General features: G+C 71.2%; 30 protein-coding genes and 1 pseudogene. 16 read left to right on the top strand and 15 right to left on the bottom strand.

Annotation, left to right across the window (positions count from 1 at the left end):
- Nucleotides 1-18 precede the first annotated feature (18 nt).
- Entirely contained in the window at nucleotides 19-684 is a 666-nt protein-coding gene (locus ABZ370_RS03340) for a PH domain-containing protein (RefSeq protein ID WP_358615636.1), read from the bottom strand.
- A 246-nt stretch (nucleotides 685-930) separates the two neighbouring features.
- Between ABZ370_RS03340 and deoC the strand changes: the two genes are divergently transcribed.
- The 3 genes from deoC to ABZ370_RS03325 are packed head-to-tail and all read left to right on the top strand — an operon-like array spanning nucleotide 931 to nucleotide 4,219.
- A complete protein-coding gene (gene deoC / locus ABZ370_RS03335; RefSeq protein WP_358615633.1) occupies nucleotides 931-1,926 on the top strand; it encodes a deoxyribose-phosphate aldolase in 996 nt (331 codons plus the stop codon).
- Between the two features lie 6 nt (nucleotides 1,927-1,932).
- On the top strand, nucleotides 1,933-3,366 hold the full coding sequence (locus ABZ370_RS03330) for an aldehyde dehydrogenase family protein (RefSeq protein WP_358615630.1): 1,434 nt from the start codon (nucleotides 1,933-1,935) through the stop codon (nucleotides 3,364-3,366).
- The gene (locus ABZ370_RS03325) at nucleotides 3,359-4,219 is read left to right on the top strand and encodes an aldehyde dehydrogenase family protein (protein WP_358615627.1); all 861 of its coding nucleotides are present in this window, start codon (nucleotides 3,359-3,361) and stop codon (nucleotides 4,217-4,219) included. Before ABZ370_RS03330 ends, ABZ370_RS03325 begins: the two co-directional genes overlap by 8 nt.
- An 18-nt stretch (nucleotides 4,220-4,237) precedes the next feature.
- Here the strand turns inward: ABZ370_RS03325 and ABZ370_RS03320 are convergent, their stop codons facing one another.
- The 7 genes from ABZ370_RS03320 to ABZ370_RS03290 form a co-directional block, all read right to left on the bottom strand.
- Entirely contained in the window at nucleotides 4,238-4,681 is a 444-nt protein-coding gene (locus tag ABZ370_RS03320; RefSeq protein ID WP_358615624.1) for a PaaI family thioesterase, read from the bottom strand.
- Between the two features lie 48 nt (nucleotides 4,682-4,729).
- Entirely contained in the window at nucleotides 4,730-5,401 is a 672-nt protein-coding gene (locus ABZ370_RS03315; RefSeq protein ID WP_358615621.1) for an enoyl-CoA hydratase-related protein, read from the bottom strand.
- A gap of 10 nt (nucleotides 5,402-5,411) precedes the next feature.
- On the bottom strand, nucleotides 5,412-5,984 hold the full coding sequence (locus ABZ370_RS03310) for a TetR/AcrR family transcriptional regulator (protein WP_358615619.1): 573 nt from the start codon (nucleotides 5,982-5,984) through the stop codon (nucleotides 5,412-5,414).
- A gap of 122 nt (nucleotides 5,985-6,106) precedes the next feature.
- On the bottom strand, nucleotides 6,107-6,832 hold the full coding sequence (locus tag ABZ370_RS03305) for a nucleotidyltransferase domain-containing protein (RefSeq protein WP_358615616.1): 726 nt from the start codon (nucleotides 6,830-6,832) through the stop codon (nucleotides 6,107-6,109).
- Nucleotides 6,829-7,317: a GNAT family N-acetyltransferase gene (locus ABZ370_RS03300; RefSeq protein WP_358615613.1), complete on the bottom strand. Its 489-nt coding sequence runs from the start codon at nucleotides 7,315-7,317 to the stop codon at nucleotides 6,829-6,831. The genes ABZ370_RS03305 and ABZ370_RS03300 overlap by 4 nt, the downstream gene beginning before the upstream one ends.
- Nucleotides 7,318-7,414: 97 nt before the next feature.
- Nucleotides 7,415-7,675, bottom strand: coding sequence for a hypothetical protein (locus tag ABZ370_RS03295; protein WP_358615611.1), 261 nt, complete (start codon nucleotides 7,673-7,675; stop codon nucleotides 7,415-7,417).
- Nucleotides 7,672-7,959 (bottom strand): hypothetical protein, encoded by a 288-nt coding sequence (locus tag ABZ370_RS03290; protein ID WP_358615608.1) that lies wholly within the window; start codon nucleotides 7,957-7,959, stop codon nucleotides 7,672-7,674. Before ABZ370_RS03290 ends, ABZ370_RS03295 begins: the two co-directional genes overlap by 4 nt.
- Before the next feature lie 272 nt (nucleotides 7,960-8,231).
- Between ABZ370_RS03290 and ABZ370_RS03285 the strand changes: the two genes are divergently transcribed.
- The 5 genes and pseudogenes from ABZ370_RS03285 to ABZ370_RS03265 all read left to right on the top strand — a co-directional run bounded on the left by ABZ370_RS03285 (nucleotide 8,232) and on the right by ABZ370_RS03265 (nucleotide 12,552).
- Complete coding sequence (locus ABZ370_RS03285; protein ID WP_358615605.1) at nucleotides 8,232-9,560, top strand: helix-turn-helix transcriptional regulator; 1,329 nt, start codon at nucleotides 8,232-8,234, stop codon at nucleotides 9,558-9,560.
- A gap of 9 nt (nucleotides 9,561-9,569) precedes the next feature.
- Nucleotides 9,570-9,650 (top strand): annotated as a pseudogene (locus ABZ370_RS03280) (DNA mismatch repair protein MutT); the annotation flags it as partial.
- 998 nt (nucleotides 9,651-10,648) lie between these two features.
- Nucleotides 10,649-11,281 (top strand): ATP-binding protein, encoded by a 633-nt coding sequence (locus ABZ370_RS03275; protein ID WP_358615602.1) that lies wholly within the window; start codon nucleotides 10,649-10,651, stop codon nucleotides 11,279-11,281.
- Nucleotides 11,282-11,365: 84 nt separating this feature from the next.
- A complete protein-coding gene (locus ABZ370_RS03270) occupies nucleotides 11,366-11,890 on the top strand; it encodes a sigma-70 family RNA polymerase sigma factor (protein ID WP_358615600.1) in 525 nt (174 codons plus the stop codon).
- Nucleotides 11,890-12,552 carry a twin-arginine translocation signal domain-containing protein gene (locus ABZ370_RS03265; protein WP_358615597.1) on the top strand — a complete coding sequence of 221 codons (663 nt, stop codon included), beginning with the start codon at nucleotides 11,890-11,892 and terminating at the stop codon, nucleotides 12,550-12,552. The genes ABZ370_RS03270 and ABZ370_RS03265 overlap by 1 nt, the downstream gene beginning before the upstream one ends.
- Nucleotides 12,553-12,574: 22 nt before the next feature.
- Here ABZ370_RS03265 and ABZ370_RS03260 read toward each other — a convergent pair whose 3' ends face one another.
- Both ABZ370_RS03260 and ABZ370_RS03255 read right to left on the bottom strand, forming a co-directional pair.
- Nucleotides 12,575-12,874, bottom strand: a complete 300-nt coding sequence (locus ABZ370_RS03260; protein WP_358615595.1) for a hypothetical protein — start codon at nucleotides 12,872-12,874, stop codon at nucleotides 12,575-12,577.
- A 232-nt stretch (nucleotides 12,875-13,106) separates the two neighbouring features.
- Entirely contained in the window at nucleotides 13,107-13,928 is an 822-nt protein-coding gene (locus ABZ370_RS03255) for a SigE family RNA polymerase sigma factor (protein ID WP_358615592.1), read from the bottom strand.
- A 197-nt stretch (nucleotides 13,929-14,125) separates the two neighbouring features.
- Here ABZ370_RS03255 and afsQ1 point away from each other — a divergent pair, with 197 nt between their 5' ends.
- The 5 genes from afsQ1 (at nucleotide 14,126) to ABZ370_RS03230 (ending at nucleotide 18,207) form a co-directional block, all read left to right on the top strand.
- Nucleotides 14,126-14,803: a two-component system response regulator AfsQ1 gene (afsQ1, locus tag ABZ370_RS03250; protein ID WP_358615590.1), complete on the top strand. Its 678-nt coding sequence runs from the start codon at nucleotides 14,126-14,128 to the stop codon at nucleotides 14,801-14,803.
- A 136-nt stretch (nucleotides 14,804-14,939) separates the two neighbouring features.
- The gene (locus ABZ370_RS03245) at nucleotides 14,940-16,481 is read left to right on the top strand and encodes a HAMP domain-containing sensor histidine kinase (RefSeq protein WP_358616071.1); all 1,542 of its coding nucleotides are present in this window, start codon (nucleotides 14,940-14,942) and stop codon (nucleotides 16,479-16,481) included.
- Nucleotides 16,478-17,104 (top strand): hypothetical protein, encoded by a 627-nt coding sequence (locus ABZ370_RS03240; RefSeq protein ID WP_358615587.1) that lies wholly within the window; start codon nucleotides 16,478-16,480, stop codon nucleotides 17,102-17,104. The genes ABZ370_RS03245 and ABZ370_RS03240 overlap by 4 nt, the downstream gene beginning before the upstream one ends.
- 187 nt (nucleotides 17,105-17,291) lie before the next feature.
- Entirely contained in the window at nucleotides 17,292-17,867 is a 576-nt protein-coding gene (locus ABZ370_RS03235; RefSeq protein ID WP_358615585.1) for a VanZ family protein, read from the top strand.
- A 136-nt stretch (nucleotides 17,868-18,003) separates the two neighbouring features.
- The gene (locus ABZ370_RS03230; protein WP_358615582.1) at nucleotides 18,004-18,207 is read left to right on the top strand and encodes a PspC domain-containing protein; all 204 of its coding nucleotides are present in this window, start codon (nucleotides 18,004-18,006) and stop codon (nucleotides 18,205-18,207) included.
- Between the two features lie 76 nt (nucleotides 18,208-18,283).
- Here ABZ370_RS03230 and ABZ370_RS03225 read toward each other — a convergent pair whose 3' ends face one another.
- Nucleotides 18,284-18,583: a hypothetical protein gene (locus tag ABZ370_RS03225; RefSeq protein WP_358615579.1), complete on the bottom strand. Its 300-nt coding sequence runs from the start codon at nucleotides 18,581-18,583 to the stop codon at nucleotides 18,284-18,286.
- Between the two features lie 157 nt (nucleotides 18,584-18,740).
- A complete protein-coding gene (locus ABZ370_RS03220; protein ID WP_358615576.1) occupies nucleotides 18,741-19,907 on the bottom strand; it encodes an adenosine deaminase in 1,167 nt (388 codons plus the stop codon).
- A gap of 104 nt (nucleotides 19,908-20,011) precedes the next feature.
- Between ABZ370_RS03220 and ABZ370_RS03215 the strand changes: the two genes are divergently transcribed.
- Nucleotides 20,012-20,776, top strand: coding sequence for an alpha/beta hydrolase (locus ABZ370_RS03215; RefSeq protein WP_358615573.1), 765 nt, complete (start codon nucleotides 20,012-20,014; stop codon nucleotides 20,774-20,776).
- A gap of 90 nt (nucleotides 20,777-20,866) precedes the next feature.
- Here ABZ370_RS03215 and ABZ370_RS03210 read toward each other — a convergent pair whose 3' ends face one another.
- Entirely contained in the window at nucleotides 20,867-22,045 is a 1,179-nt protein-coding gene (locus ABZ370_RS03210; RefSeq protein WP_358615570.1) for a hypothetical protein, read from the bottom strand.
- 217 nt (nucleotides 22,046-22,262) lie between these two features.
- Between ABZ370_RS03210 and ABZ370_RS03205 the strand changes: the two genes are divergently transcribed.
- Together ABZ370_RS03205 and ABZ370_RS03200 are read left to right on the top strand one after the other, a co-directional pair.
- Entirely contained in the window at nucleotides 22,263-23,603 is a 1,341-nt protein-coding gene (locus ABZ370_RS03205) for a S8 family serine peptidase (protein WP_358615568.1), read from the top strand.
- 7 nt (nucleotides 23,604-23,610) lie between these two features.
- Nucleotides 23,611-23,853, top strand: a complete 243-nt coding sequence (locus ABZ370_RS03200; RefSeq protein ID WP_358615566.1) for a hypothetical protein — start codon at nucleotides 23,611-23,613, stop codon at nucleotides 23,851-23,853.
- A gap of 28 nt (nucleotides 23,854-23,881) precedes the next feature.
- On the opposite strand, the gene ABZ370_RS03195 is transcribed toward ABZ370_RS03200, so the two are convergent.
- Together ABZ370_RS03195 and ABZ370_RS03190 are read right to left on the bottom strand one after the other, a co-directional pair.
- A complete protein-coding gene (locus ABZ370_RS03195; RefSeq protein WP_358615563.1) occupies nucleotides 23,882-24,667 on the bottom strand; it encodes an ABC transporter permease in 786 nt (261 codons plus the stop codon).
- A complete protein-coding gene (locus ABZ370_RS03190; RefSeq protein ID WP_358615560.1) occupies nucleotides 24,664-25,635 on the bottom strand; it encodes an ATP-binding cassette domain-containing protein in 972 nt (323 codons plus the stop codon). The genes ABZ370_RS03195 and ABZ370_RS03190 overlap by 4 nt, the downstream gene beginning before the upstream one ends.
- Nucleotides 25,636-25,646 lie beyond the last annotated feature (11 nt).

Here is a 25,646-nt window from a genome sequence, read left to right as displayed (position 1 = left end):
CGGTGTCCCGGCCCGCACTCAGATCAGCAGCATGATGACCAGCAGCACGGCCCCGGCCAGGGTCGGCGCGATGACCTCGAACGCCCAGCGCACCTCCGGCTCGCCCTGTGCGCCCTCGCGGTCCGCGTGCGACTCGGCCAGTTCGCGCAGATCGCCGATCGTCTGGTCGGCCTGGGCGCGCCGGTCCGCGGCCGCGCCCTGGCCGGACATGCGGCCGGACATGCGGCCGGACATAACACCGGCCGTACCCGACGCCGCGTCGCGGCTCTGCTGCCGGGCGGCGCGCTTGCGCTGCCGCAGCGAAACCGGGACGGCCCACAGCTGGTACGTCGCCCCGCCCGCCAGCACCTCGCTGGTGTAGCTCGCGCGCAGGGTGTCGACGGAGCCCCAGGGGAGGGTGATGGTGCGGAAGGGGTTGCGTACGAGCAGCCGGTCCGCGCCCGCGTACACCGCCGGGCGCACGGTGAAGGCGATCACCACCGGGACGGCGAACAGCAGCCCGGCGAGGGCCAGCCACGGCGTCCGGCCCTCGCCGCGCAGGATGGCGTCGATGCCGAGCCAGCCGCCGATGGCGAGCAGCAGCACGCCGCCCGCGATGCCGCCCGGGGAGCGGTAGACGCGGTCGCCGTAGGCGGGCTCCTCGTCGGGCTGCGGGGGGCTGGCAGGGTCGTCCGGGCTCGTCATGGGGCCGATTGTGCCGCACGGTCCGACGCGTTGGGCCTCGGGATCAACACGGAACGAGTACGGATCGGAGCCGGAACGAACACGGATCGCAGCCGGAACAACCCCGGAGGCAGGCCCGGGCCGGACCGGGCCCGGCCGGGAGCCAGAGCCGGAGCGGGACCGGTCCGGGGTCGATCAGGGCCCAGTACCGATCAAGGCCGGGGGATGACATATCGCTACGCGCGTAGATATGCTCACCTGGTGACCATGCCCACCACAGTTCCCGCATACGGCAAAGAGGCCGCGGAGCGACTGGCGTCGATGGCGGACGTGACCGCCACCGACAGCGCGCTGCGCCGCTTCCTGCACGGCCTGCCGGGCGTCGACGCGGTCGGCCTGCAGGCCCGCGCCGCGACCCTCGGCACCCGCTCGATCAAGACCACGGCGAAGGCGTACGCCATCGACCTGGCGATCTCGATGATCGACCTGACGACCCTGGAGGGCGCGGACACCCCGGGCAAGGTCCGGGCCCTGTGCGCGAAGGGGATCAACCCCGACCCCACCGACCGCTCCGTCCCCCCGGTCGCGGCGATCTGCGTCTACGGCGACATGGCGGCGACCGCCAAGGAGGCCCTCCACGGCAGCGGCATCCACGTGGCGGCCGTAGCGACCGCCTTCCCCTCCGGCCGCGCCGCCCGTTCCGTGAAGCTGGCCGACACCCGGGAGGCGGTGGCCGCCGGGGCGGACGAGATCGACATGGTGATCGACCGCGGGGCGTTCCTCTCCGGCCGCTACCTCGACGTGTTCGAGGAGATCCGCCAGGTGAAGGAGGCCTGCGCCCGCCCCGACGGCAGCGCCGCGCATCTGAAGGTGATCTTCGAGACGGGCGAGCTGCAGACGTACGACAACGTGCGCCGCGCGTCCTGGCTGGCGATGCTCGCGGGCGCGGACTTCATCAAGACGTCGACCGGCAAGGTGTCCGTCAACGCCACGCCGCCGGTCACCCTCGTCCTCCTGGAGGCAGTACGGGACTTCCGCGCGGCCACCGGCGTCCAGGTGGGGGTGAAGCCCGCGGGCGGCATCCGTACCACGAAGGACGCGGTCAAGTACCTGGTGATGGTCAACGAGACGCTGGGCGAGGAGTGGCTGTCCGCGGACTGGTTCCGCTTCGGCGCGTCGAGTCTGCTGAACGATCTGCTGATGCAGCGCCAGAAGCTGAGCACCGGCCGGTACTCCGGTCCCGACTACGTGACGGTGGACTGATACGCCATGCCCGTTTTCGAGTACGCCCCCGCTCCCGAGTCCCGCGCGGTCGTCGACATCGCCCCGTCGTACGGGCTGTTCATCGACGGCGAGTTCCGTGAGGCGGGCGACGGCAAGGTCTTCAAGACGATCTCCCCGTCCTCCGAGGAGGTGCTGTCCGAGGTCGCGCAGGCCAACGCCGAGGACGTCGACCGCGCGGTGAAGGCGGCCCGTAAGGCGTTCGAGGGCTGGTCGGCCCTCCCCGGCTCCGAGCGCGCCAAGTACCTGTTCCGTATCGCGCGGATCGTCCAGGAGCGTTCGCGCGAGCTGGCGGTGCTGGAGTCGCTGGACAACGGCAAGCCGATCCGCGAGTCGCGGGACGCCGACCTGCCGCTGGTCGCGGCGCACTTCTTCTACTACGCGGGCTGGGCCGACAAGCTCGCGTACGCGGGCTACGGCGCCGATCCGAAGCCGCTGGGCGTGGCGGGCCAGATCATCCCCTGGAACTTCCCCCTCCTGATGCTGGCGTGGAAGATCGCCCCGGCGCTGGCGACCGGCAACACGGTCGTGCTGAAGCCCGCCGAGACGACCCCCCTGAGCGCCCTCTTCTTCGCGGACATCTGCCGCCAGGCGGGCCTGCCCAAGGGCGTGGTCAACATCGTCACCGGTGACGGCTCGACCGGCGCCGAGCTGGTCGCCCACCCCGGGATCGACAAGGTGGCCTTCACGGGCTCGACCGAGGTCGGCAAGGCGATCGCCCGCACGGTGGCCGGTACGGAGAAGAAGGTCACTCTGGAGCTGGGCGGCAAGGCCGCCAACATCGTCTTCGACGACGCGCCGATCGACCAGGCGGTCGAGGGCATCGTTGGCGGCATCTTCTTCAACCAGGGCCATGTCTGCTGCGCGGGCTCGCGCCTGCTGGTCCAGGAGTCCGTTCAGGACGAGCTGCTCGACGCGCTCAAGCGCCGGATGCGCACCCTGCGCGTGGGCGACCCGCTGGACAAGAACACCGACATCGGCGCGATCAACTCCGCCGAGCAGCTGGCCCGTATCCGCACGCTCGCCGACGCGGGCGAGGCCGAGGGCGCCGAGCGCTGGGCCCCGGCGTGCGAACTGCCCAGCTCCGGCTACTGGTTCGCGCCCACCCTCTTCACCGGCGTCACCCAGGCGCACCGGATCGCCCGCGAGGAGATCTTCGGCCCCGTCCTCTCCGTCCTCACCTTCCGCACCCCCGACGAGGCCGTCGCCAAGGCGAACAACACCCCGTACGGCCTGTCGGCGGGCATCTGGACGGAGAAGGGCTCGCGCATCCTGGCGATGGCGAGCAAGCTGCGCGCCGGGGTGATCTGGTCCAACACGTTCAACAAGTTCGACCCCGCCTCGCCGTTCGGCGGCTACAAGGAGTCGGGCTACGGCCGCGAGGGCGGCCGCCACGGCCTGGAGGCATACCTCAATGTCTGAACGACTCTCGGTCCTGAAGACCTACAAGCTCTTCGTAGGCGGCAAGTTCCCACGTTCCGAAAGCGGACGGGTGTACGAGGTGACCGACGCAAAGGGCCGCTGGCTGGCCAACGCCCCCCTGGCCTCCCGCAAGGACGCCCGCGACGCGGTGGTCGCCGCGCGCAAGGCGTTCGGCGGCTGGTCCGGCGCCACGGCCTACAACCGCGGCCAGATCCTGTACCGCGTCGCGGAAATGCTGGAGGGCCGCCGCGACCAGTTCGTCCAGGAGGTCTCGGCCGCCGAGTCCCTGACCAAACCCAAGGCCACCGCCGCCGTGGACGCGGCGATCGACCGCTGGGTCTGGTACGCGGGCTGGTCCGACAAGATCGCCCAGATCGCGGGCTCGGCCAACCCCGTCGCAGGCCCGTACTTCAACCTCTCCACCCCCGAGCCAACGGGCGTCGTAGCCCTCCTGGCCCCCCAGGACTCGTCCTTCCTGGGCCTGATCTCGGTCCTCGCCCCGGCGATCGTCACCGGCAACACGGCCGTCGTCGTAGCCGCCGAGCGCGCCCCGCTCCCCGCCCTCTCCCTCGCCGAGGTCCTGGCCACCTCGGACGTCCCGGGCGGCGTGGTCAACGTCCTCTCCGGCCGCACCGCCGAACTCGCCACCCCGCTCGCAGCCCACCAGGACGTCAACGCGATCGACCTGGCAGGCGCGACCGGGGAGCTGGCGACCGCCCTGGAGACGGCCGCCGCCGACAACCTCAAACGCGTGGTCCGCCCACACCCCGTGGACTGGCCCACCGACCCCGGCACCACCCGTCTCCTCGCCTTCCTGGAGACCAAAACGGTCTGGCACCCCATGGGCGTCTGACCCGGCCGGGGCGGCGCCCTAAAGGATCATGCAGGTGGTGGTCGCGTGGGCGATCAGCTTGCCCTGGTCGTCCAGCACCTTGCCCTCGGCGGTCGCGGTGCTGCGGCCCGCGTGGATGACGGTGCCTTCGGCGGTGAGGGTCTGGCCGTCGGTGCGGGCGGCGCGGATGTAGTTGACCTTGAGTTCGAGGGTCGTGAAGCCGGTGCCCGCCGGGAGGGTGGAGTGGACGGCGCAGCCCATGGCGGAGTCGAGGAGCGTGGCGGCGATGCCGCCGTGGACGGTGCCGAGGGGGTTCGCGAAGTCGGGGCGGGTGTCGAGGGAGACGACGATGCGGCCGTGCTCGACCTCGTCGAAGCGCATGCCGAGCAGGCGGCCGATGGAGGGGATGTCGGTGGGGCGTTCGGTCTGCACCCAGCGCATCAGTTCCAGGCCGGTCATGGCTGCGAGGTCGGTGGTGGTCACGGTCGTTCTCCTAGGTGGTGCGGCGTACGGGCATGAGCGGGGGGCTGGTCAGCCGAGCGGGTTGGTGGTGTCGCGCAGGGTGGCCAGGACCGGGGCGTACATGCGGGCCTTGATGGTGCCGAGGGTGTCGCCGGTCTTGTTCACCTGCGCCTGGGCGATCTCGATGGCGGTGGAACGCACGGCGTCCTCGGCGACCGCCTGGTCGACGATGCCGACGGCCGCGGCGTCGGACCCGCCGTAGCGGCGGGCGGTGACCATGGCCTCGTGCGCGGCCTGCGGTGTCAGCCGGGCCTGGATGAGGGCGGACATGCCGGGGCTGAAGGGGATGTTGATGTCCGCTTCGGGCAGGCACCAGAAGCCGCGGTCGGCGCGCATGACGCGGAAGTCGTGGGCCAGGGAGAACATCGCGCCCGCGGCGAACGTGTGCCCCTGCAGCGCGGCCACCGTCACGACCGGCAGCGACAGCATCCGCGCGAACAGCCCGTGGACGGAGACGACGTAGTCCTGATGCTGGTCGGCGTGGGCGAACAGCCAGTCCAGGTCGAGCCCGTTGGAGTAGAACTTGCCCGTGGCGGCGGTGACCAGCGCGCGGGGGCCTTCCGCCTTCTCCACCTCGTCGAGCGCGGCGCCGACGGCGGTGATCCAGTCGGGGTGGAAGCGGTTCTCGCCGTCCCCCAGGTCGAGGACGAAGACGTTTTCCTGACGGTCGAGCGAGGGCATGACGACTCCTTCAGGGCCGGGGTTCGGCCTCGGGCCGGTGGGGCAGGGCGTGGAGCAGCAGGTCGTGGATCTCGGCGGCGGCGGCCTCCAGCGGGGCGGTGCTCCGTTCGGCCCGGCACATGATCACCGCGCCTTCGACCGCCGCGATGATGAAGGCGCCGAGCCGTCGGCCGCGCTCCTCGGTCAGGCCGTGCCGGACGAGCAGTTCGGCGAGGGCTTCCCGCCAGCGGGCGAAGACGGCGGCGGCGGAACGGGCCAGCTGGGGCGCGTCGTCGTTGGTCTCCACGGCGACCGCCACGATCGGACAGCCCGCCCGGAAGCCGCTCTCCACCAGCCACTCGCGCCACAACGCGAAGAACGCGTCTACGGCCCGCACCGGATCGTCGGCCTCCATGGCGTCGTCGATCAGCCCCGCGATGAAGTCGCCCGCCAGCGCGACCGCCTCGTCGATGAGCTGCGTCCGCCCGCCGGGAAAGTAGTGATACACCGAACCGCGCGGGGCCCCGCTGTGGGCGAGCACCCGGTCGATACTGGTCGCGCTCGCGCCATGCTCGCGCAACAGGGCGGCAGCACTGAGAACCATCCGGTCCCGACTGTCACTCCTGCGCGGACTCACCGCCCCACCGCCTTCCCAGCTGGCTACCTGTCGGTAACTTATGGGCTATGGCATAGAACGCGCAAGAGCGGTTCCGCCCAGACTGCGGGTCATTCGCCCCATCGTTGCGCGTATCCCTCGCGCAGTGGCCCGCCGAGCAGGGCGAGGACCTGGTCGGCCGCAGCCGCCAAGGGGGCGGGGTCGCGGTGTTCGGCCACGGCCTGGTGGCCGTCCAGCAGGGCGCGGCCTCGGGCCGGGTCGGCGCCGAGCAGTCTGCGGGGCAGCCATTTGCCGATGCCCGTCCAGGCGGTGTGGTGGTCGGTGAGCAGGTGCGCGGCCTCGCGCAGGACGGCGTCGGCGAGGGAGAGCTGTTCGTATCTGTCGGACGGTCGGGTGTCGAGCAGATCGTCCATGAAGCACGTGAGCAGGTAGCGGCCCCGTTCCCGCTCGGCCGGAGCGAGCGGCGGCGGACCGGCCGCGAGGACCGCCCGGGCCTGGGCACGGGCACGGGACAGGTGGCCGTGGGGGTCCAGCAGGGGGAGGCCCTGGTCATAGATGAAGAGGACCGTGCCCCGGCGGCGCGCTCTGTCCCCTTCGAAGACCTCCGGAAGGTCCCCGAGGGTGTGCAGGAACAGCTCGGCCAGGCGGCCGTCGTGGCGTACGACCTCACGGCGGCTGGTGTCCGCGTCCGGAAGCAGGACCGCCACGTCCAGATCGCTGGCCGGAGTCGCCCGGCCCTGGGCGGCCGAACCGCCGAGTATCGCGCCCAGGGCGTCCGGGCAACGGCTCGTGACCAGCCGCAGCGCCTGGGCCGCCAGCTCAGCTTGACCGCTCATGGGCGCACGATCTCCCGCCGATACGACAGGCCCGGGCGACCGCCAAGCTCCGTCCCGCCGACGACGGTGAACCCGGTGCGGGCGAGCACGGCCCGTGATGCCGCGTTGTCGAGGGTGGTCGCGGCCCTCAGAGCGGTCAGCCCGTACCTGTCGGCGGCGAGATCGCACATCGCCCGCACGGCCCAGGTGGCCAGCCCCCGGCCCGCGGCACGCTCGGCGATCCGGTACCCGAGTTCGGCGCAACCGTCCGCCACATCCATGAGGTTGACCCGCCCCAGCACCTCGCCCTCCGCGCCGACCAGCAGGTGGAAGTAACAGATACCGGCCTCCTGCTCGGCAAGCAGGGCTCGGTGCCGCTCGTCGAACCGGATGAAGTAGTCCTCGCCGCGGTCGGAGATGGACGCGGCGAAGTAGGCGCGGTTCTCCCGCTCGAAGACGAGGAGCGCGGGGGCATGATCCGGACGGAGCAGCTGTAAGTCAGGCATGGACGGACTGTACGCAACGCCATGCCCGGCCAAGGCCTCGTGGACCCCTGGGCCCCCGGCCTCCTCGCCCGCACACTCGTGGGCGAGGAGGCCCGTTTCAATACCGCTCCCGACCACCGGGATAGCGAACCGCCGCCCGGCACCCCGGCGCATCCCCGGGCACCGGCTCACCGTCAAGCGCGTAGCAAAGCGCCGCGTGCAGCTGCTCCGCCTCCAGCGTCGTCAGCACCAGCGTGGCGAGAGTGGCCCGCCCGGGACGAACACCCCGAAGCGGCAGTTCAAGGCGCCCGTCCCGGCCACGGCGCAGACCGCGCCCCGGTACGGGCCCGACGCGCACCTCGGCCTCGGCGGCGCTCATTCGCCCACCCCCAGCCGCCCGCCCCGGCTCTCGGCGACCCGTAGCGCATCCCGCAGCGCCTCACACAGGCACTTGACCAGGAACCGCAGCTCCCTGACGCCAACCCGCTGGTCATCAAGCATCACGCCCACATGCCCCAGGAGTTCGGCCCCCGCCGTGAGCTGCACACCCTCCATCTCATCGGCGAGCCGCGACACCGGACCGTCGCCGCCCTCGTCCGCCACGAGATAACACCGCTTCCCCTCCGTCCCCGGCCAGGGCAGCAGCCGGGCCCGCACGCTCACCGGATCACCACCACGCCGTGCGGCGGACACAGCAGGACGACGCGGGGGCGACGCTCCTCTTGTGGTCCGCTCTGCGTGTCTGCAATCCGTCCACCCTTCTTGGTGGGCAGCACCAGTCGTAACAGCCATGCCATGGACCGAGCGGTCATCTTCCGCACAGTGGCCTCCTCTTGCCGGTCGCGGGGTTCCTCTTGACCTGCAAGCGTCACCGTTCATACGCCCGGGCGTTAGCCCATGATGGGTAGACCCACCGTGGGCGGGAGGAGCATCACGTGACACCAACCACCGCATTGCCGCCCCGCGTACTCGAACGTGACGACGTACGGAGCGCACTCGCCGAACGGGACTTCGGCACGGTATTTCGACTTGCCCGTAAGTGGGGCGGCATCAGCTACAACCAGATCGGCGAAGCGTGCGGTATCAAGTCCGAACGCGTGGGGACTCTCGCCCGCGGCGATGCGCGGATCACCTCCCTGGCCAAAATCGAGGAAATCGCGGACGCCTTGCGCATCCCCGGCGCGATGATCGGGCTCGCTGCTCGCCCATGGGAGACCTCCCGCGCACCGAGCGCGGCTGCTGCCGCGTTGAGGCAGCCCGACGCCTCGGGCATGCTGATCCCAGAGCCCGCGTTGTGGGAGGTCGCAGAATTGGCACGCCGCACGCACGCCACCGATGTGGGACCGGCCGACCTGGAAATGATCGCGGGGGCGATCGACCAGTTGTGCCGCGCCTATCCGTTCACGCCCGCCGAGCAACTCCACCACGAGACAAGGGCGGGCATCCGCCACGTCACCGACCTGCTGCAAGGCCGCACCACGCTGGCCCAGCACCGCGAACTCCTCGTCGCCACGGGCTGGTTATTCCTCCTCGGCGGCTGCCTCGAATACGACATGGGACAGCGTCAGGCCGCGGAGCTGAGCCGCGCGGCGGCGCTGCGCATCGGGGAGGAGGCCGGACACGGCGAGATCAGGGCGTGGTCATGGGAACTCGGCGCATGGTTCGCCCTGACCCAGGGGCGGTACACGGACGTGATCGACTGCGTGAGCGCGGGCCACCGTTCCGACTCGACGCACAGCATCGGCGTACAGCTCTACGCACAGAGCGCCAAGGCGTACGCCCGGATGGGCGACGCACGCCAGGTGCGCGCCACGCTCGACGCGGGCCGGGCCCGCCTGGAGCGGCTGCCCCGGCCGGAACACCGCGAGCACCACTTCGTCATCGACCCCGACAAGTGGGACTTCTACGAGATGGACGCGTACCGGCTGCTCGGCGACGACGAGCGCGCGGCCACTCACGCGCAGGAGGTCGTCCGGCTGGGCACCGCCCCGGACGGCACCGAGATCTCCCCCATGCGCGTCGCGGAGGCCCGCCTCACGCTCGGCGTCACCGCCGCCCGCTCCGGTGAGCTGGAAGAGGCCGTCTCGATCGGTGGCCGCGCGCTGGAGACACCACGGAAGTCGCTTCCGTCCCTGCTGATGGTCGCCGGAGAACTCACCGGCGAACTGGAGCGGCGCTACCCCCGCGAGTCCCTCGCCCACGACTTCCGTGAGCAACTGACCCACATCTCCGCAGGCAGTGCGTCTCCCCTCGGCGCCCAGTGACCCACGCCCCGGACCGAGTACTACGACGACCCGGACGCCCCCGAGCCGAACAGCCTGGTGGTCGCCGCGTCCGACGTGATCACCGAAGACGCAGCAGTACGCGATGCCTCCGCCACTTCCTCGACCACCGCGACCGCCCCCACCCCGGCTGACCTTGCCAGCCGGACGGCGGGTGCGGCAGGGAGTTGCCGACGGCTTGCAGGCCCGGCAGAATGATGCGCAAGTCCGGCGTGCTCGGACATCGAAGGAAGACCGAGAAAACTCATTCGGAAAGCGTCTGGGAATCAGTGTCCTGGCTTAGCGGAAAGCTTGATCCTACGTTGTTCTACAACAACTAGGCTCACTGCTCGGGCTGCCCAAAAAAGCCTCGAATTGCCGCCTTTCGAATAGGGCGCACCCCCTTCACCCGCTCCCCCCACGCATAACCCAGCTCCCGTCCGAGACCTGTCGCGCTCAGCCGGAGCCGGTTCGACCTGCCCTCATACCCGGCGTCGCAGGCGCCGGGCCTTCGGCATGCCCAACTTGCCCTCCCAGGCAGGTCTACCCGCCCCCTCGTTCTCCGGCTACGGCCGGCATGTCAGGACAGGGGGCGCCCGCGCTGCTCCCTGCCGGAAAGGCACGGCCGTGCGCATGAACCTGACTTCCCTCCCCTCCCTCACCGCCGGAGGAGCAGGGCTGTCCGCCCTGCTGTCAGGAGCACCATGGTGGGCCGTGTTGCTGGGGGCTGCCATCGTCGCCCTGGTGCCGCCAGTCGTTACCCAGGCCCGGGCATGGGCACGCGACAGGGCCGAACGAGCATTCCAAGATTCCTTTATCCAGACCGTTAACCAACTTCCCGACCCGGAAAAGAGAATCCAGGCGATGATCGAATACCGAAGGTCGGAGTCACCCTCGAACAATGCCGAAGCTACGGGACAAGCCCCTGCGGCGAGTCCCCCTGAGTCCCCCGCGGATGCCCAGGGGCCCTGATCCAGGCAATACGGAGACAGGGACGACCACGTCAGGGAGGGCGGGCAGCCGTTTGGTTGGCTGCCGGGGCGCTCCCAAGGGTTCATGTGGGGGTGGGGGATGGTTCACACTGGTGTTCCGTGACCCTTCATCTCGCCTCCGCTCGCGTCGTCCTGCTCACCGGGCCCTCCGGTTCGGGGAAGTCGTCCCTCGCGGCCCGTACCGGGCTGCCCGTGCTGAATCTCGACGACTTCTACAAGGAGGGGGACGACCCGACGCTTCCGGAGCTCGTCGGGGGCGAAGGGGCCGACTGGGACTCGCCGTTGTCGTGGGACGCGGACGCGGCGGTGGCGGCGGTCGAGGCCTTGTGCCGTACGGGGCGGACGACCGTGCCGGTGTACGACATCGCCTCCAGCTCACGGGTGGGCGAGGAGGCGATGGACATCGGGCGGGCGCCGCTGTTCGTGGCGGAGGGGATCTTCGCGGCGGACATCATCGACCGGTGCCGGGCGCTGGGGGTGCTGGCCGACGCCATCTGTCTGCGGGGGCGGCCCTCGACCACGTTCCGGCGGCGGCTGGCGCGTGATCTGCGGGAGGGGCGCAAGTCGGCGGCGTATCTGGTGCGCAGGGGCTGGCGGCTGATGCGCTCCGAGCGCGGCATCGTGGAGCGGCAGACGGCGCTGGGCGCGTACGCGTGCGGCCGCGATGTGGCCCTGGAGCGGATAGCCGCGGCGGGCACGGTGGACCGCAGCCCTGAGGGTGTGCGGACCTGAGGGCGCGTACGGGCGTGAGGGTGTGCGGACCTGAGGGTGTGCGGACCTGAAATCACGGCCGGGCGGTAAGGATGCTCCGGGGTCGTGACATATAGGGGTGTGGAGACCTCGACGACCCGGAGCGACCCCGACCGCGCCGCGCGGTTCACCGCCCTGTACGTCCGCGCACACCCGCGGGTGTGCGCCTATGTGCACCGGCGAACGGGCGACCGGGCGGCGGCGGAGGAGCTGACCGCCGAGGTGTTCCGTACCCCGTGGGAGCGCATGACGGCCGGTCATGACGTGGGGACGGGCTGGCTTTTCGTCACCGCGCGCAACCTGCTGAGCAACCACTACCGCTCGATGGCGCGCCTGACGGAGATGCACCGCACCCTCGCCGACGCGCTGGGCCGCGCTACGGCGCCGGGCCGGGACGACGCCGTACTCGACGCCCTCGACCGGCTGCCGCCCGCTCACCGCGAGGTGCTGCTGCTGAGCTACTGGGACGGGCTCAGCGCCGCGGAGGCCGGTGAAGTCCTCGGCTGCGGCGCGTCCGCGGTCTGGGTCCGGCTGCACCGCGCGCGCAAAGCGTTCCGCGCCGCCTACGACCTGCCTCGGGAGCCCGTGTGATGCGCGTCAAGTCTCTGATCAAGAACGCCGATCCGATCCCGGACACGGCATACGAGGGCCTGTCGGCGCGCGCCGCCGACGAACTCGCCGCGCTGGTCGGACCCGGCGGCGCGGTGCCTTCCGCAGCCGCTCGGCGCCCGTCGCGGCGGGGTTTTCTGGTGGCCGCTGTCGCCGCCACCGTCGCCGTGGGCATCGGCGGGGTCGCCCTCGTCAGCCGCGAGAGCAATCAGCCTGGGCAGACCGGCGGACCGGTAGCCGGGCCTCGTGTCGCCGATGAGCCCTCCTACGGCAGCACGGCCACGCTGGAACGGGCGGCGGACGTGATCGTACGGGCGCGACTCGGCGCCGGGCGCGAGGAGACCGTCGACGACATCCCCACGACGGTGGCCACGGCGACGGTCGTGGCGGCCGCCAAGGGCGGGACCTCGGGCGATGCGATGCGGGTGTCCTACCCGACCCCCGGCTCCGGGCCCGAGACCGCTCCGCTCACCGCCGGGCGAGAGTACGTCCTCCTGCTCGAAAAGGGCGAGGACGCGCGGTATTTCCTGGTGAACACCACTCAGGGCTGGTACGCGGTGAAAGACGGTACGCCCATTGCCGGGAAGGACAACGGCGTGGCCCTGAGCCCGGGCGTGCGCACGGCGCTCCGGCTCACCTCGTAGGACGCTCACGCCGCAGGGCGGCTCAGGCGTTGCGCGCCGCGCGGGCCAGGAGCGTGATCGCGGTGGCATTGAGCACGGCCGCCGCCGTGACCAGGCCGAAGTAGGAGCCCTCGGTGCCCTCCGGGAGGAGAACGAAGAGCAAGCTGGCCGGTGCCGTGAACAGGGCGGGCACGACCGCCGCGAACGAGGCGTCGTACGGGAAGAAGCTGGCGTCCGCCCAGGCCCAGGCCAGCAGGGCACAGACCACGGCGAGATAGCCGCGGGACAGCCAGTCCCCCGCGACCACATCGAGGACGCGTCGCAGGACGTCGCGTGTTTTCATGCGGATCACACTGCCGAAACGGGCGATACGCGGGCATGAGTATCCGTACTCAAAGGTGCTCCGTACGACCACACACATGAAACGGGCCCGGACAGACCCCCCGGCCGTCCGGACCCGCATTCCCCCGTTGGGATCCCCCGATCCCGTTTCCCCCGATTTTCCCCGCTATCCCCCGTTTCCCCGTACTCCCCCTGTTCCCCGTTTCCCTCTGTTCCCCGTTTTCCCCCTGCCCTCAGGCGACGAGTTCGCCGAAGGACTCTTCCTCGTCACGGCCGAAGCTGAGGGCGTCGTCCTCGCGCATCCGGCGCAGCGAGCGCCAGATACTGCTCTTGACCGTGCCGACACTTATGTTGAGTATGTCCGCGATCTCCGGGTCTGTCCGGCCCTCGTAGTACCGCAGCACCAGCATCGTGCGCTGTAGCTCGGGAAGGCGGGCCAGGGCCTGCCAGAGCACGGCGCGGAGCTCGGTGCCGCGCATCGCGTCCTGGTCGCCCGGCGTCTCCGGCAGCTCCTCCGTCGGGTACTCGTTGAGCTTGCGCCGGCGCCAGGCGCTGATGTGCAGGTTGGTCATGGTGCGGCGCAGGTAGCCGCCGACCGCGGCCTTGTCGCTGATCCGGTCCCAGGCCCGGTAGGTCGAGAACAGCGCGCTCTGCAGCAGGTCCTCGGCCTCGAACCGGTCGCCGGTCAGGTGGTAGGCGGTTGCGTACAGGGAGGCGCGGCGCTCCTGGACGTAGGCGGTGAATTCCGCTTCCGCCGGGCTCTGCGTGCGCCGCTCCCCCTCTGCCTCCCTGTACGCGCTGCCCCCGTCGTTGCCCCTGTGGTCCCCCCCAGGACCCCCAGGACCCTCGGGACCCCCGTGGCCCCCGTTCTCCCCGAGGCCCTCCCCGGCCCCCGGGTTCGCGTCAATGGCCACCATGTACGGCGGCCGCTGACGCCCGGTGCCGCGAGCGCACCCCCGCCCGCTCACGGCACCGGACTTCTCCGCGCTCCGGACGGCGTCGTGGAGACGCGTGCGAATGACTGCGCTGTTGTGGGTGAAGTGCAGTGTGCTCATGTCGCGCCCCCCGTCGGTGGAGCCTGCTCGGTCGTCTGCTGGTTGCCCGGCCGCTCGTTCCGGCCGGTGCACAGAAGACTTTGCCGAACCAGTTTCATGGCGCTGTCTGCCGACTGTCACAGGCTCGTCACAGGCGATCAAGCTCATGCGCCCCCGACGGTCGAACTACAGGCCCCTTGTAGGCCAGAATGACCAACGTGCCTTTCCTGTTGCTGATCGAGGACGACGACGCCATCCGCACGGCCCTCGAAATCTCCCTGTCCCGCCAGGGCCACCGTGTGGCGACGGCGGCCACGGGCGAGGACGGTCTGAAGCTGCTGCGCGAGCAGCGGCCGGATCTGATCGTGCTGGATGTGATGCTGCCCGGGATCGACGGCTTCGAGGTGTGCCGCCGTATCCGCCGTACCGACCAGTTGCCGATCATTTTGCTGACGGCCCGCAACGACGACATCGACGTGGTCGTGGGGCTGGAGTCGGGCGCGGACGACTATGTGGTCAAACCCGTGCAGGGGCGGGTGCTGGACGCCCGTATCCGCGCGGTGCTGCGCCGCGGCGAGCGGGAGGCGAACGACGCGGCGTCCTTCGGCAGCCTGGTGATCGACCGGGCGGCCATGACGGTGACCAAGAACGGTGAGGATCTCCAGCTCACCCCCACCGAGCTGCGGCTTCTGCTGGAGCTGAGCCGTCGGCCGGGGCAGGCGCTGTCGCGGCAGCAGCTGCTGCGGCTGGTGTGGGAACACGACTATCTGGGTGACTCCCGGCTGGTGGACGCGTGTGTCCAGCGGCTGCGCGCCAAGGTGGAGGACGTGCCGTCGTCGCCGACGCTGATCCGCACCGTGCGTGGGGTCGGGTACCGGCTGGACGTTCCGGCGTGAGGGATGGGGTCGCGTACGCCGGTGCGCATGGCTGGGGCGGAGACATAGGGAATTGAGCGGTGTGAGCGAGGAGCCGGGTCGGGCGCGGGGCTGGGCGGCGGGCATTCTGCGGTGGCTCAGCCTGAGGCTGCGGCTGATGCTGGTCTTCGGGCTGGTGGCGCTGGTGGCCGCGGTGTCCGCGTCGGCGATCGCGTACTGGCTGAACCGGGACGCGGTGCTGACGCGCACCCAGGACGCGGCGCTGGACGAGTTCCGCAAATCCCTCAAGGACGACACCGACCCGCTGCCCGGCACGCCCACCTGTCCCGAGTTGCAGGACGCGGCGGACCGCATGGCGGACAACACCCAGAAGTACGAGGTGCTGCTGGTCACCCGGACCCGGGGCAGCGGCGGCTGCACGGCGGCCTCCGCGCCGAAGCTGTTCACCATGAAGGCCGTGCCGGGGGTGCTGCGGCGCGCGGTGGACGAGCGGCGCGCCGCCGAGGGGCCGCACGCCGCCCCGTACCACCTCTACTGGCAGCGGATCACGCTGAACGGCACCCCGTACCTGGTGGGCGGGGCGAAGGTGAACGGGGGCGGGCCGACCGGCTACATGCTCAAGTCCCTGGACACCGAGCGCCAGGACCTGAACTCGCTCGCCTGGTCGCTGGGCATCGCCACCGCGCTGGCGCTGATCGGCTCCGCGCTGCTCGCGCAGGCGGCCGCGGCCACCGTGCTGCGGCCGGTGCAGCGGCTGGGCGAGGCGGCGAACCGGCTGGGCGAGGGGCATCTCGACACCCGGCTCCAGGTCTCCGGCTCGGACGAGCTGGCCAATCTGTCGCACACCTTCAACCGGGCCGCGGAGCGGCTGCAGAAGCGGGTGGACGAGCTGAGTGCCCGGGAGGCGTCCAGCCGTCGCTTCGTCGCGGACATGTCGCATGAGCTGCGGACCCCGCTCACCGCGATCACGGCCGTCAGCGAGGTGCTGGAGGAGGAGGCCGACTCCCTCGACCCGATGATCGCCCCAGCGGTGCAGCTGGTGGTCAGCGAGACCCGGCGGCTGAACGACCTGGTCGAGAACCTGATGGAGGTGACCCGCTTCGACGCGGGCACGGCCCGGCTGGTGCTCGACGACGTCGACGTCGCGGACCAGGTGACGGCGTGCATCGACGCCCGGGCCTGGCTGGACGCGGTGGACCTGGACGCGGCGCGCGGGATCATGGCCCGGCTGGACCCGCGGCGGCTGGACGTCATCCTGGCGAACCTGATCGGGAACGCGCTCAAGCACGGCGGCTCCCCCGTACGGGTGTCGGTGCTGCCGGACCGCGATCAAGCGGGTGACCTCGTGATCAAGGTGCGGGACCATGGTCCGGGCATTCCGGAGGACGTGCTGCCGCATGTCTTCGACCGCTTCTACAAGGCGAGCGCCTCCCGGCCCCGCTCGGAAGGCAGCGGGCTGGGGCTGTCGATCGCGATGGAGAACGCGCACATCCACGGCGGTGACATCAGCGCGGCGAACTCGCCGGAGGGCGGGGCCGTCTTCACGCTGCGGCTGCCCATGGACGCCTCGCGCCTCGCCTCGATCGAGGACCGGAAGGGCGGCACGGACCGGAACGGCGACGGCCCGGACAGCCCCCGTAAGCCGGACGGCCCGCGCAAGAGCGACGAGGGCGGCACGAACGAAGGGGGCACGCCATGAGCCCGCGCGGTACCCGGGGTACCCGGCGGCCCGCCGCCCTGCTGCTGACCGTCGTGGTCGCACTGCTGGCGGCAGGCTGCGGCATACGCGGCACCTCGGTGCCGGTGGACGCCGGGGCCGCGCCCTCGCGCGCCTCGTGCCGGGCGCCGGAGGCGGGGCGGGTCGCCGAGGGGGCGGGCCGGGTCTCCGTACGGATCTATCTGCTGTGCACCTCGCGCATCCTGTCGGTGAACCGGAACGCGCAGCTGTCGGAGAAGAAGGCGCCGATCGAGGGGGTGGAGGCGGCCCGGGCGCTGCTGGAGCAGCTGCGGCAGCCGCCCACGGCGGCCGAGTCCTCGGCCGGGTTCTCCACCGCGGTGGAGGACTGGATCACGGTCTCCGGTCCGGCGAAGGGCGATCCGGCCGGGTCACTCCGGCTGAGCCAGCCGCCGGAGGAGCTGCCGCCCAACGCGCTGGCGCAGATCATCTGCACGTTCGCCGGGTCGGCCGCGGCGGACGAGGAGCACAGGGTGGTGCTCGGCGGTCCGGACAGTGACCGCGACCCGCTGAAGCGGTACGAGTGCACCGACGAGATCATGAGCCGTCCGGAGGTCGCGGTGAACTCCGGGGTGCTGGTGTCCTGACGCGGCGCTTGTGCCCCCGGCAGGGCGCCCCTACGCTGACCGGCGGACTGACCGATTCCCTGCGGTTCGCCGCAGGTTCCCGCGCCGTTCGCCGTGACGATCCGGTGACCGACCAGTCGGTAACCCGTGACTGACCAGCGCGGTGCGCACCGGAACCGGGAGCCGGGCCGGTCGCGTCCTGAGATACGTGCAGGGTCGTTTCGGCCGCCGGGCCGCCTTCCGCTACCGCGCCGCGGGTTCCGTTCTCCTCGTCGCCCACCTCGCATTCGTCTGCTGGCTGACCCTGCGCCCGCTGACCGTGCCCTGGGTGACGGCCGAGACCCTGGAACCGCTGGGCGCCATCCGCGCCGATCTGGCGCTGACCCCGTGGGCCGCGGCCCGTTCGATCGGCGGGGGGCTGCTGCTGCTCGCGCCGCTGGGGGTGCTGCTGCCGCTGGCCGGGGGCCGGGTGGACGCGTACCCGGGCGCCTCGTTCGTCCGGACGGTCTTCACCGGGGCGATGGCGGCCATGGCGATCGCGCTGCTGCGCAGCGAGGTGACGGGCCAGATCGTGAGCGTGGACGCGCTGCTGCTGAACAGCGTCGGGGTCGCGCTCGCGCATCTGCTGGTGGTGCCCGCCGTACGGGGGCTCCTCCGCCGCCGGGCGGAGCGGGCCGGGGGCGCCGCCCTCCCCCGGGAGGAGAGCGGCCGGGCGGTGACCCCCACGATGACCAGGGTCGGCCTGACACCGTGGACGGACGCCTCGTCCGGCTCGCGGCCCTAGCTTTGACGGTATCGGGAGGGCCTGCGAAGGCGATCTTGCTGGGGCCCGCCCGGACACCTCAGGTATGCGTACGCGCGATATCCGCGCACGTACGACCTGATCACGCGCACGCACGACACGACGAGGAGCCGTCATCATGGCCGCCGCACTGGTACGACCCCGCAACGAGAAGATGATCGCCGGTGTCTGTGCCGGCCTCGCCCGCCGCTTCGGAACGACCACGACCACGATGCGGGTGATCTTCCTGATCTCCTGCCTGCTGCCGGGCCCGCAGTTCCTGCTCTACATCGCGCTGTGGTTCCTGCTCCCGGCGGAGGACGCCCACCAGCAGGCCTGGTGACGACGCGGCCGGGCCGCACACCCGGGCGGGTGTGCGGCCCGGAGGTGCGGCCCGGCCGGATGTGCCGGGCGGAGGATCAGCCCAGTCGCATGAGGCCGCTGGTCGGCAGGCTGTTCTTGAGCCCGCCGAGGTTGCCGAGGTTGCCGAGGAGGCCCTGGGCGTCGGACTGACCGGGCCGGTTGGCGGCGGGGCGGCCGGGGGCCTGGCCGGGGAGCTGCCCCTGCGGGGCGGAGACGCCGACGCCCGGACCGCCGAGCCCGGCGGAGGAGCCGTGAGGGCCGGGGGCACCGGCCGCGGACGCGACGCCGCCTCCGGCGACGAGGGCGGCAGCACCGAGGGCCATCACGCCGAGGGTCTTGAGGGTTCCCTGCTTCATCAGAAATCTGTCCTTGCAGACGGGGGGCTTGACCGATACGGAAACGTAGCCCTCGTTTTCAGACGCCCGCAAACAGGGAACTCGCCCGCAAACAGGAAAAAGGGGCGGTCGAACAACCGCCAAGCCCTTTCTCCGACCTTTTCTTCCGTCCGTACGATCAGCTGCCCTCGACCATAGATTCCCTGGTCACAGCGGTGGTTGAGCCCACCTGCCGGAACAGCCATTCGGACTTCAATTCAGCATACCCAGGCTTGATCACGTCACTGATCATCGCCAGACGTTCACCGAAAGGAATGAAGGCCGACTTCATCGCATTAACGGTGAACCACTGCATGTCGTCCAGCGTGTACCGGAACGTCGAGACCAGGTGCTGGAATTCGGCACTCATGCTCGTACCGCTCATCAGACGATTATCCGTATTAACGGTCGCCCTAAAATGCAGGCGGCGCAGCAGCCCGATGGGGTGGTCGGCGTACGAAGTGGCCGCGCCCGTCTGGAGGTTGGAGGTCGGGCACAGCTCCAGCGGGATGCGCTTGTCCCGGACGTACGAGGCGAGGCGGCCCAGGGTGAGGGAGCCGTCGTCGGCCACCTCGATGTCGTCGATGATGCGCACCCCGTGGCCCAGCCGGTCGGCGCCGCACCACTGGAGCGCCTGCCAGATGGAGGGCAGCCCGAACGCCTCGCCCGCGTGGATCGTGAAGTGGTTGTTCTCCCGCTTGAGGTATTCGAAGGCGTCCAGGTGGCGGGTGGGCGGGAAGCCCGCCTCGGCGCCCGCGATGTCGAAGCCGACGACGCCGAGGTCGCGGTAGCGGTTGGCCAGTTCGGCGATCTCCAGGGCGCGGGCGGCGTGCCGCATCGCGGTGAGGAGGGCGCCGACGCGGATGCGGTGACCGTTCTCGCGGGCCCGCAGCTCACCCTCGCGGAAGCCTTCGTTCACCGCCTCGACCACCTGCTCCAGGGCGAGCCCCTCGGTGAGGTGCTGCTCGGGGGCGTAGCGGATCTCGGCGTAGACGACGCCGTCCTCGGCCAGGTCCTCGACGCATTCGGCGGCGACCCTCACCAGCGCGTCCCGGGTCTGCATGACGGCGCAGGTGTGGGAGAAGGTCTCCAGGTAGCGTTCGAGCGAGCCGGAGTCGGCGGCCTCGCGGAACCAGAGGCCGAGCTTGTCCGGTTCGTTCTCCGGCAGCGCCTCGTACCCGGCCTCCCGGGCGAGGTCGATGATCGTGCCGGGGCGCAGCCCACCGTCGAGGTGGTCGTGCAGCAGCACCTTGGGCGCACGGCGGATCTGTTCGGGGGTGGGCTGGTGGGTGTGCTCGCTCGTCATCTGCGCACCATAGCCCCTACGCGCGTAGACCGTCGCGGATAGATACGGAACAGTGACCCGCACGGGTAGTGGACTCCACCCCCCGTTCTGCGATCGTTTTGCACATGGCTCAGCAAGCGTTGCCCGAACGGGGCGCCCGGCTGGGGCGGCCGATGGGCGCGGCCGCCTCGCGGAGGACCGTGCACGGTGTGGTGTTGCTGCTTCCGGACGGTGATCCGGACGGCGGCACCCGGCGGCCCACCCGGATGTCCGCCGCGGCCGTGCTGCCGCTGGCCCGCCGACTGGTCCGGGCGGGCCAGGAGGAGGGGCTGGCCGCTCACGTCGTCCACTACCGCTGCCGCGGCTGGAACGGGCCCGACGCGGCCACGGCGGCCGATGCCGAATGGGCCACCCAGGAGGTCGTACGGCGCTACGGCGACGTACCGGTGTGCCTCGCGGGCCACGGCCTGGGCGCCCGCGCCGCGCTGCGCGCCGCCGGGCATCCCGCCGTCAGCTCGGTGGTGGCCCTGGCGCCCTGGCTGCCGGAGGCGGACGGGCTGGAGCCGGAACCGGTGAAGCACCTGGTGGGGCGGCAGGTGCTGATCGCCCATGGGACGAACGACGAGCGTGTCGACCCCGAGTTGTCGTACCGGTTCGCCGAGCGGGCCAAGAAGGTCAACCGCGATGTGTGCCGCTTCGAGGTGCACAGCGACGGCCATGGGCTGCACCAGCACCGGGCCGAGGTCCAGGAGCTGGCCATCGACTTCCTGCTCGGCTCCCTCTTCGCCACCGGCTTCGCCCGCCCGGTGGCCGACGCGCTGGCCGCGCCGCCCCCGCTGGGCCTGCGGATGCCGCTGGCGGCGGGGTTCGGGTCCACGCTGCGGCGCTGAGCCCCCCGGCCGCCGAACGCGGTGTGGGGTGGGGCTCGCCGGGTGGCGGGCCCCACCCCACGTGATGGGTGGTCGCGGATCAGCCGCGGGTCAGTGGAGCAGGTTCAGGGTGTTGGTGGCGTCGTCGACGAAGTACACCGAGCGGCGGTCCGGTGCGACCGCCAGTCCGAACAGCGCGCCCGCGCCCGGCGGGGTGCCGGTGGAGTCCAGCAGGCGGAGGGCCACCTGGCGGCCGGCCGGGGTGGTCTCGACGATGTTCCCGTCACCGCCGTTGACGGTGAGGATGTTGCCGTTCGGCGCGATGGCGAGCCCGAGCGGGCCGTTGAGCGCACCGCCCGCGCTGACGGTGCGGCCGGTGCCCGCGCTGGTCTTGCGCTTGAGGGCGTCCGGGATGGCCGCGATGCGGCTGTTGACGGTGTCGGCCACGTAGAGGGTGCCGTCGCGGCCGAGGCCGACGCCGGTGGGGCCGACGACGAGGGCGTCCGGGTCGGTCCGCTCGGCGAAGCCGGAGCCGATCTTCGTGGTCTTCTCGCGGGTCGGCGGCTGGTCGCCGTGCAGCTTGAGGGCGATGCGGAGCACGGTGCCCCGGTTGACCACATTGCCGCCGCCCGCGACCGTGCCGTTGAGCACGTTGGTGACGAACAGGTCGGCACGGTCGCCGTGGCTGACCGCGGTCATGTCCCAGGGGCCGTTGATGCCGTGTCCGGTGAACGTCTCACGGACGGTGCCGTTGCTGTCCAGCACCAGCAGACATCCGGCCTCGGCGTTCGCGGCGTCTCCGTCGCCGGTGGGCAGGCTGCCGACCACGACCCAGCCGCCGGGCAGGATGGACAGCGCGGTGGTGAGGCCGATGCCGCCGGTGCAGGGGCTCGGGAGCCGGCTGGGGTTGATCCGGGCGAACTGGCTGACGCTGCCGTTCGGGTTCACCTGGACGATGGTGGTGCCGGTGCCCTGCTCGTTGGCGGCGTTGTTGAAGTTGCTGACCAGCACGTTGTTCTTGTGCAGATGGCCGATGCTCTTCGGGACGACGACCGTGCCGTACGGGTTGAGGTCCCCGTTGGCGGGGACGGTGGACGCGATCGTGGTGACCTTGTGCAGCGGGTCCAGGAAGGACCCGTGGTGGGTGGCGCCGGGCATGGCGGCGGCCGAGGTGCCGCCGAAGCCGACGACCAGCGCGGCGAGTGCCGAGGCCAGTGAACGGCGCCGGGGCAGCCGGAGGCGTCGTGACCGTGTCTCGGTCGACGCGACGGGCAGAGAGTGAGCATTCATGACGCAAAGCTAAACTCTCCGGTTCGTTATATTCCGTTTTGGGGCTTTTTTATCACTGTGGCGTCCGTGCGGCAGGGCTGATCGGCTGAGTTGCGGGCCCCCGGCGGGCGGGGTGACGGTGGATGAGGGGGCGTCGCCCCACCCTCCGCGCGCAGCGGCGTACGTCCCCTCCCTCGGGGGAGTCCGCGCACGCAAGCTCAAGAAGCGGAGAATCCCCATGACGAACGGACCCATGGGCAGGCCGCCCAACGGCGAACATCCCGAGCGGGCCGATATGCCGCTCATGCCCCACGCCACCGAGTACACGGGCCGGTATGTGGTGCTGCTCGACCAGCGGGAGACGGAACGCGGACTGGACGCACTGCGCTCGTCCGCGGGGATAGCGTCCGTCGAACGCGTCCGCGGCACCGAGGCGGCGGGCGCCGCCGAGCTGCTGCAACGCCCCGACGTCTCGGTGCTGTTCGACGACCTCGGCGCCGCCGTCGTCGAAGTGCAGCCCGACCAGCGGCACACGCTGGTGACCACGGCACAGTCGGAGCCCACGATCATCGCGGCCGAACCGGAGCGGATGGTGTACGCCTCCGTGATCACCGAACCGCAGCGGACCCTGACCGGGTTCTTCCCGACGTACCGCAGCGACGAGGACCAGGTCGACCGCCACACCAGGGCCGAACTCGCCTCCTCGCTGGGCCCGGCCTGGGACGAGGAGAGCGTCACCTGGGGCCTCCAGGCGATCCGGGCGAACTTCTCCACCCTGTCCGGGCGCGGGGTGAAGGTGGCCGTGCTGGACACCGGGGTGGCCACCCAACACCCGGACCTGGCCGGATGCCTGGAGGAGACCGCGTCCTTCGTGCCCGGCGCGAGTGTGGAGGACGGCAATGGCCACGGCACCCACTGCATCGGCACCGTCGCCGGTCCCGCGAAGCCCGAACACGCGCCCCGTTACGGGGTGGCGGGCGAAGCGCGGATGCTGGTCGGCAAGGTGCTGAACGATCGCGGCAGCGGCACCGACGGGCAGATCCTGGCGGGCATCGCCTGGGCCGTCGCGCACGGCGCCCGGGTGATCTCCATGTCGCTGGGGGCGCCGGTCGCCCCCGGGGAGCTGTTCCCGCAGACGTACGAGAACGTGTTCCGGCGCGCGCTTCACCGGGAGCCGGGCACGATCACCATCGCGGCGGCGGGCAACGAGAGCCGACGGCCGGGGTTCGTGGCCCCCGTCGACCGGCCCGCCAACTGCCCCTCCGCGCTGGCGGTGGCCGCGCTCGGCAAGGAGCTGGCGACGGCGTTCTTCTCGTGCGGCGCGATCAACGGCGAGGGCGGCGAGGTGAACATCGCGGCGCCCGGCTTCGATGTGTTCTCGGCCGCGCCGGACGGCTCGTACCAGACGCTGAGCGGCACGAGCATGGCCACCCCGCACGCCGCCGGGGTGCTCGCGCTGCTCGCCCAGGCACATCCGGAGTCCTCGACGGCCGACCTGCGGGCCCGGCTGCTCTCCGGGGCGTACCCGCTGCCGCTTCCCGCCACGGACATCGGCGCGGGTCTGCTCCAGGCACCGTGAGGGCCACGTGAACCAGACATCCGGACCGGTCGGGGTGATCCTCTCGGTGGACCCCGACCGGTTCGCGGAGGTCGTACAAGCCGCCCGCGCCACCGGTCTCACGGTCACCGGCGAACAGCCCCTGCTCGGCTCGCTGTCCGGCACCATCGCCGAGGACCGCATTCCGGTGCTGGAGGCGGTGGACGGGGTGGAGTCCGTCGACCGGGAGCGCATCGTCCGGCTCCCGCCGCCGGACTCGCCGCTCCAGTGAGCCGTGGCCGTCTGGGGAGTCATGGCGGCTACTTCGGGTCCTGGCTGAACTTCGCGGCCGACCAGAAGTAGCCGAGCACCGCGAGACCCAGGCACCAGCCGACCGCGAGCCACCCGTTGTGGCCGATCTCGCTGCCGAGCAGCAGCCCGCGCAGGGTCTCGATGGCGGGGGTGAACGGCTGGTACTCGGCGACCGGCTGGAACCAGCCGGGCATCGCGTCGACGGGCACGAACGCGCTGGAGAGGAGCGGCAGCAGGATCAGCGGCATCGCGTTGTTGCTGGCCGCCTCGGCGTTCGGGCTGACCAGGCCCATGCCGACCGCGATCCAGGTGAGCGCCATGGCGAAGAGCACGAGCAGCCCGAACGCGGCCAGCCACTCCAGGGCGGTGGCGTCGGTGGACCGGAAGCCGATGGCCACGGCGACAGCGCCGACGAGGACCACACTGGCGACCGACTGCAGCACGCTGCCGATGACATGACCGATGATCACGGACCCGCGGTGGATCGCCATCGTGCGGAAGCGGGCGATGATGCCCTCGGACATGTCGGTGGAGACGGAGACCGCGGTCCCGATCGTGGTGGAGCCGATGGTCATCAGCAGCAGGCCGGGGACGAGGTAGGCGATGTAGGCGGAGCGGTCTCCGCCGCCGATGCCCGCGCTCATGGTGTCGCCGAAGATGTAGACGAAGAGCAGCAGCAACATGATGGGCGTGAGCAGCAGATTCAGGGTCAGCGACGGGTAGCGCCGGGCGTGCAGGAGGTTGCGGCGCAGCATGGTGGTCGAGTCGCGGACGGCGAGGGCGAGGTTGCTCATCGGACGGTCTCCTCGGGCTGGTGGGGCTTGGGCTGCTGGGGGACGTTGGCCGGGCCGGTGAGGGCGAAGAAGACGTCGTCGAGGTCGGGGGTGTGCACGGTCAGCTCGTCCGCCTCGATCCCGGCCGAGTCCAGCCAGTCGAGGATGGAGCGCAGCTCGCGCTGGCTGCCGTCGCTGGGGATCTGCAGGGCGAGGGATTCGTCGTCCCGGGTCACCTCGCGCAGGGCGGAGGCGGCGGACTGGTACGCGGACGGGTCGGTGAAGCGGAGCCGGACGTGGCCGCCGGGGATGAGCCGCTTCAGCTCGTCGGCGGTGCCTTCGGCGGCGATCTTGCCGTCGTGCAGCACGGCGATGCGGTCGGCGAGTTCGTCGGCCTCCTCCAGATACTGCGTGGTGAGGAAGACGGTGACCCCACCCGTGACCAGCTCACGGATGATCTGCCACATGGTGTGGCGGGAGCGGGGGTCGAGGCCGGTGGTGGGTTCGTCGAGGAAGATGATCCGTGGGTCGCCGACCAGGGTCATGGCGATGTCGAGGCGGCGTTTCATGCCGCCGGAGTAGGTGGCGGCGGGCTTTTTGGCGGCCTCGACGAGGTCGAAGCGTTCCAGGAGTTCGGCGGCGGCCCGGCGGCCCTCCTGCTTGGACAGGTGGTGCAGGTCCGCCATGAGGAGCATGTTCTCCTCGCCGGTGATCAGTCCGTCGACGGCGGAGAACTGCCCGGTGACGCCGATCGCGGCGCGGACCGCCTGCGGGTCGGTGGCCAGGTCGTGGCCACCGACGCGCAGGTCTCCGGCGTCGGCGGTGACGAGGGTGGAGAGGATCTTGACGGCGGTGGTCTTGCCCGCGCCGTTCGGGCCGAGCAGGGAGAAGATCGTTCCTTCGGGGACGGCCAGGTCGACGCCGTCGAGCACGGTCTTGTCCCCGTAGGACTTGCGCAGCCCGTTCGCCGCGATGGCCAGGTTGGTCATGGTGAGTGCTC

The sequence above is a fragment of the Streptomyces sp. NPDC005962 genome, assembly GCF_040629205.1.
Lineage (GTDB): Bacteria > Actinomycetota > Actinomycetes > Streptomycetales > Streptomycetaceae > Streptomyces.
The sequence above is the reverse complement of the archived record's forward strand: the minus strand, read 5'-3'. Positions and strand labels throughout refer to the sequence as shown.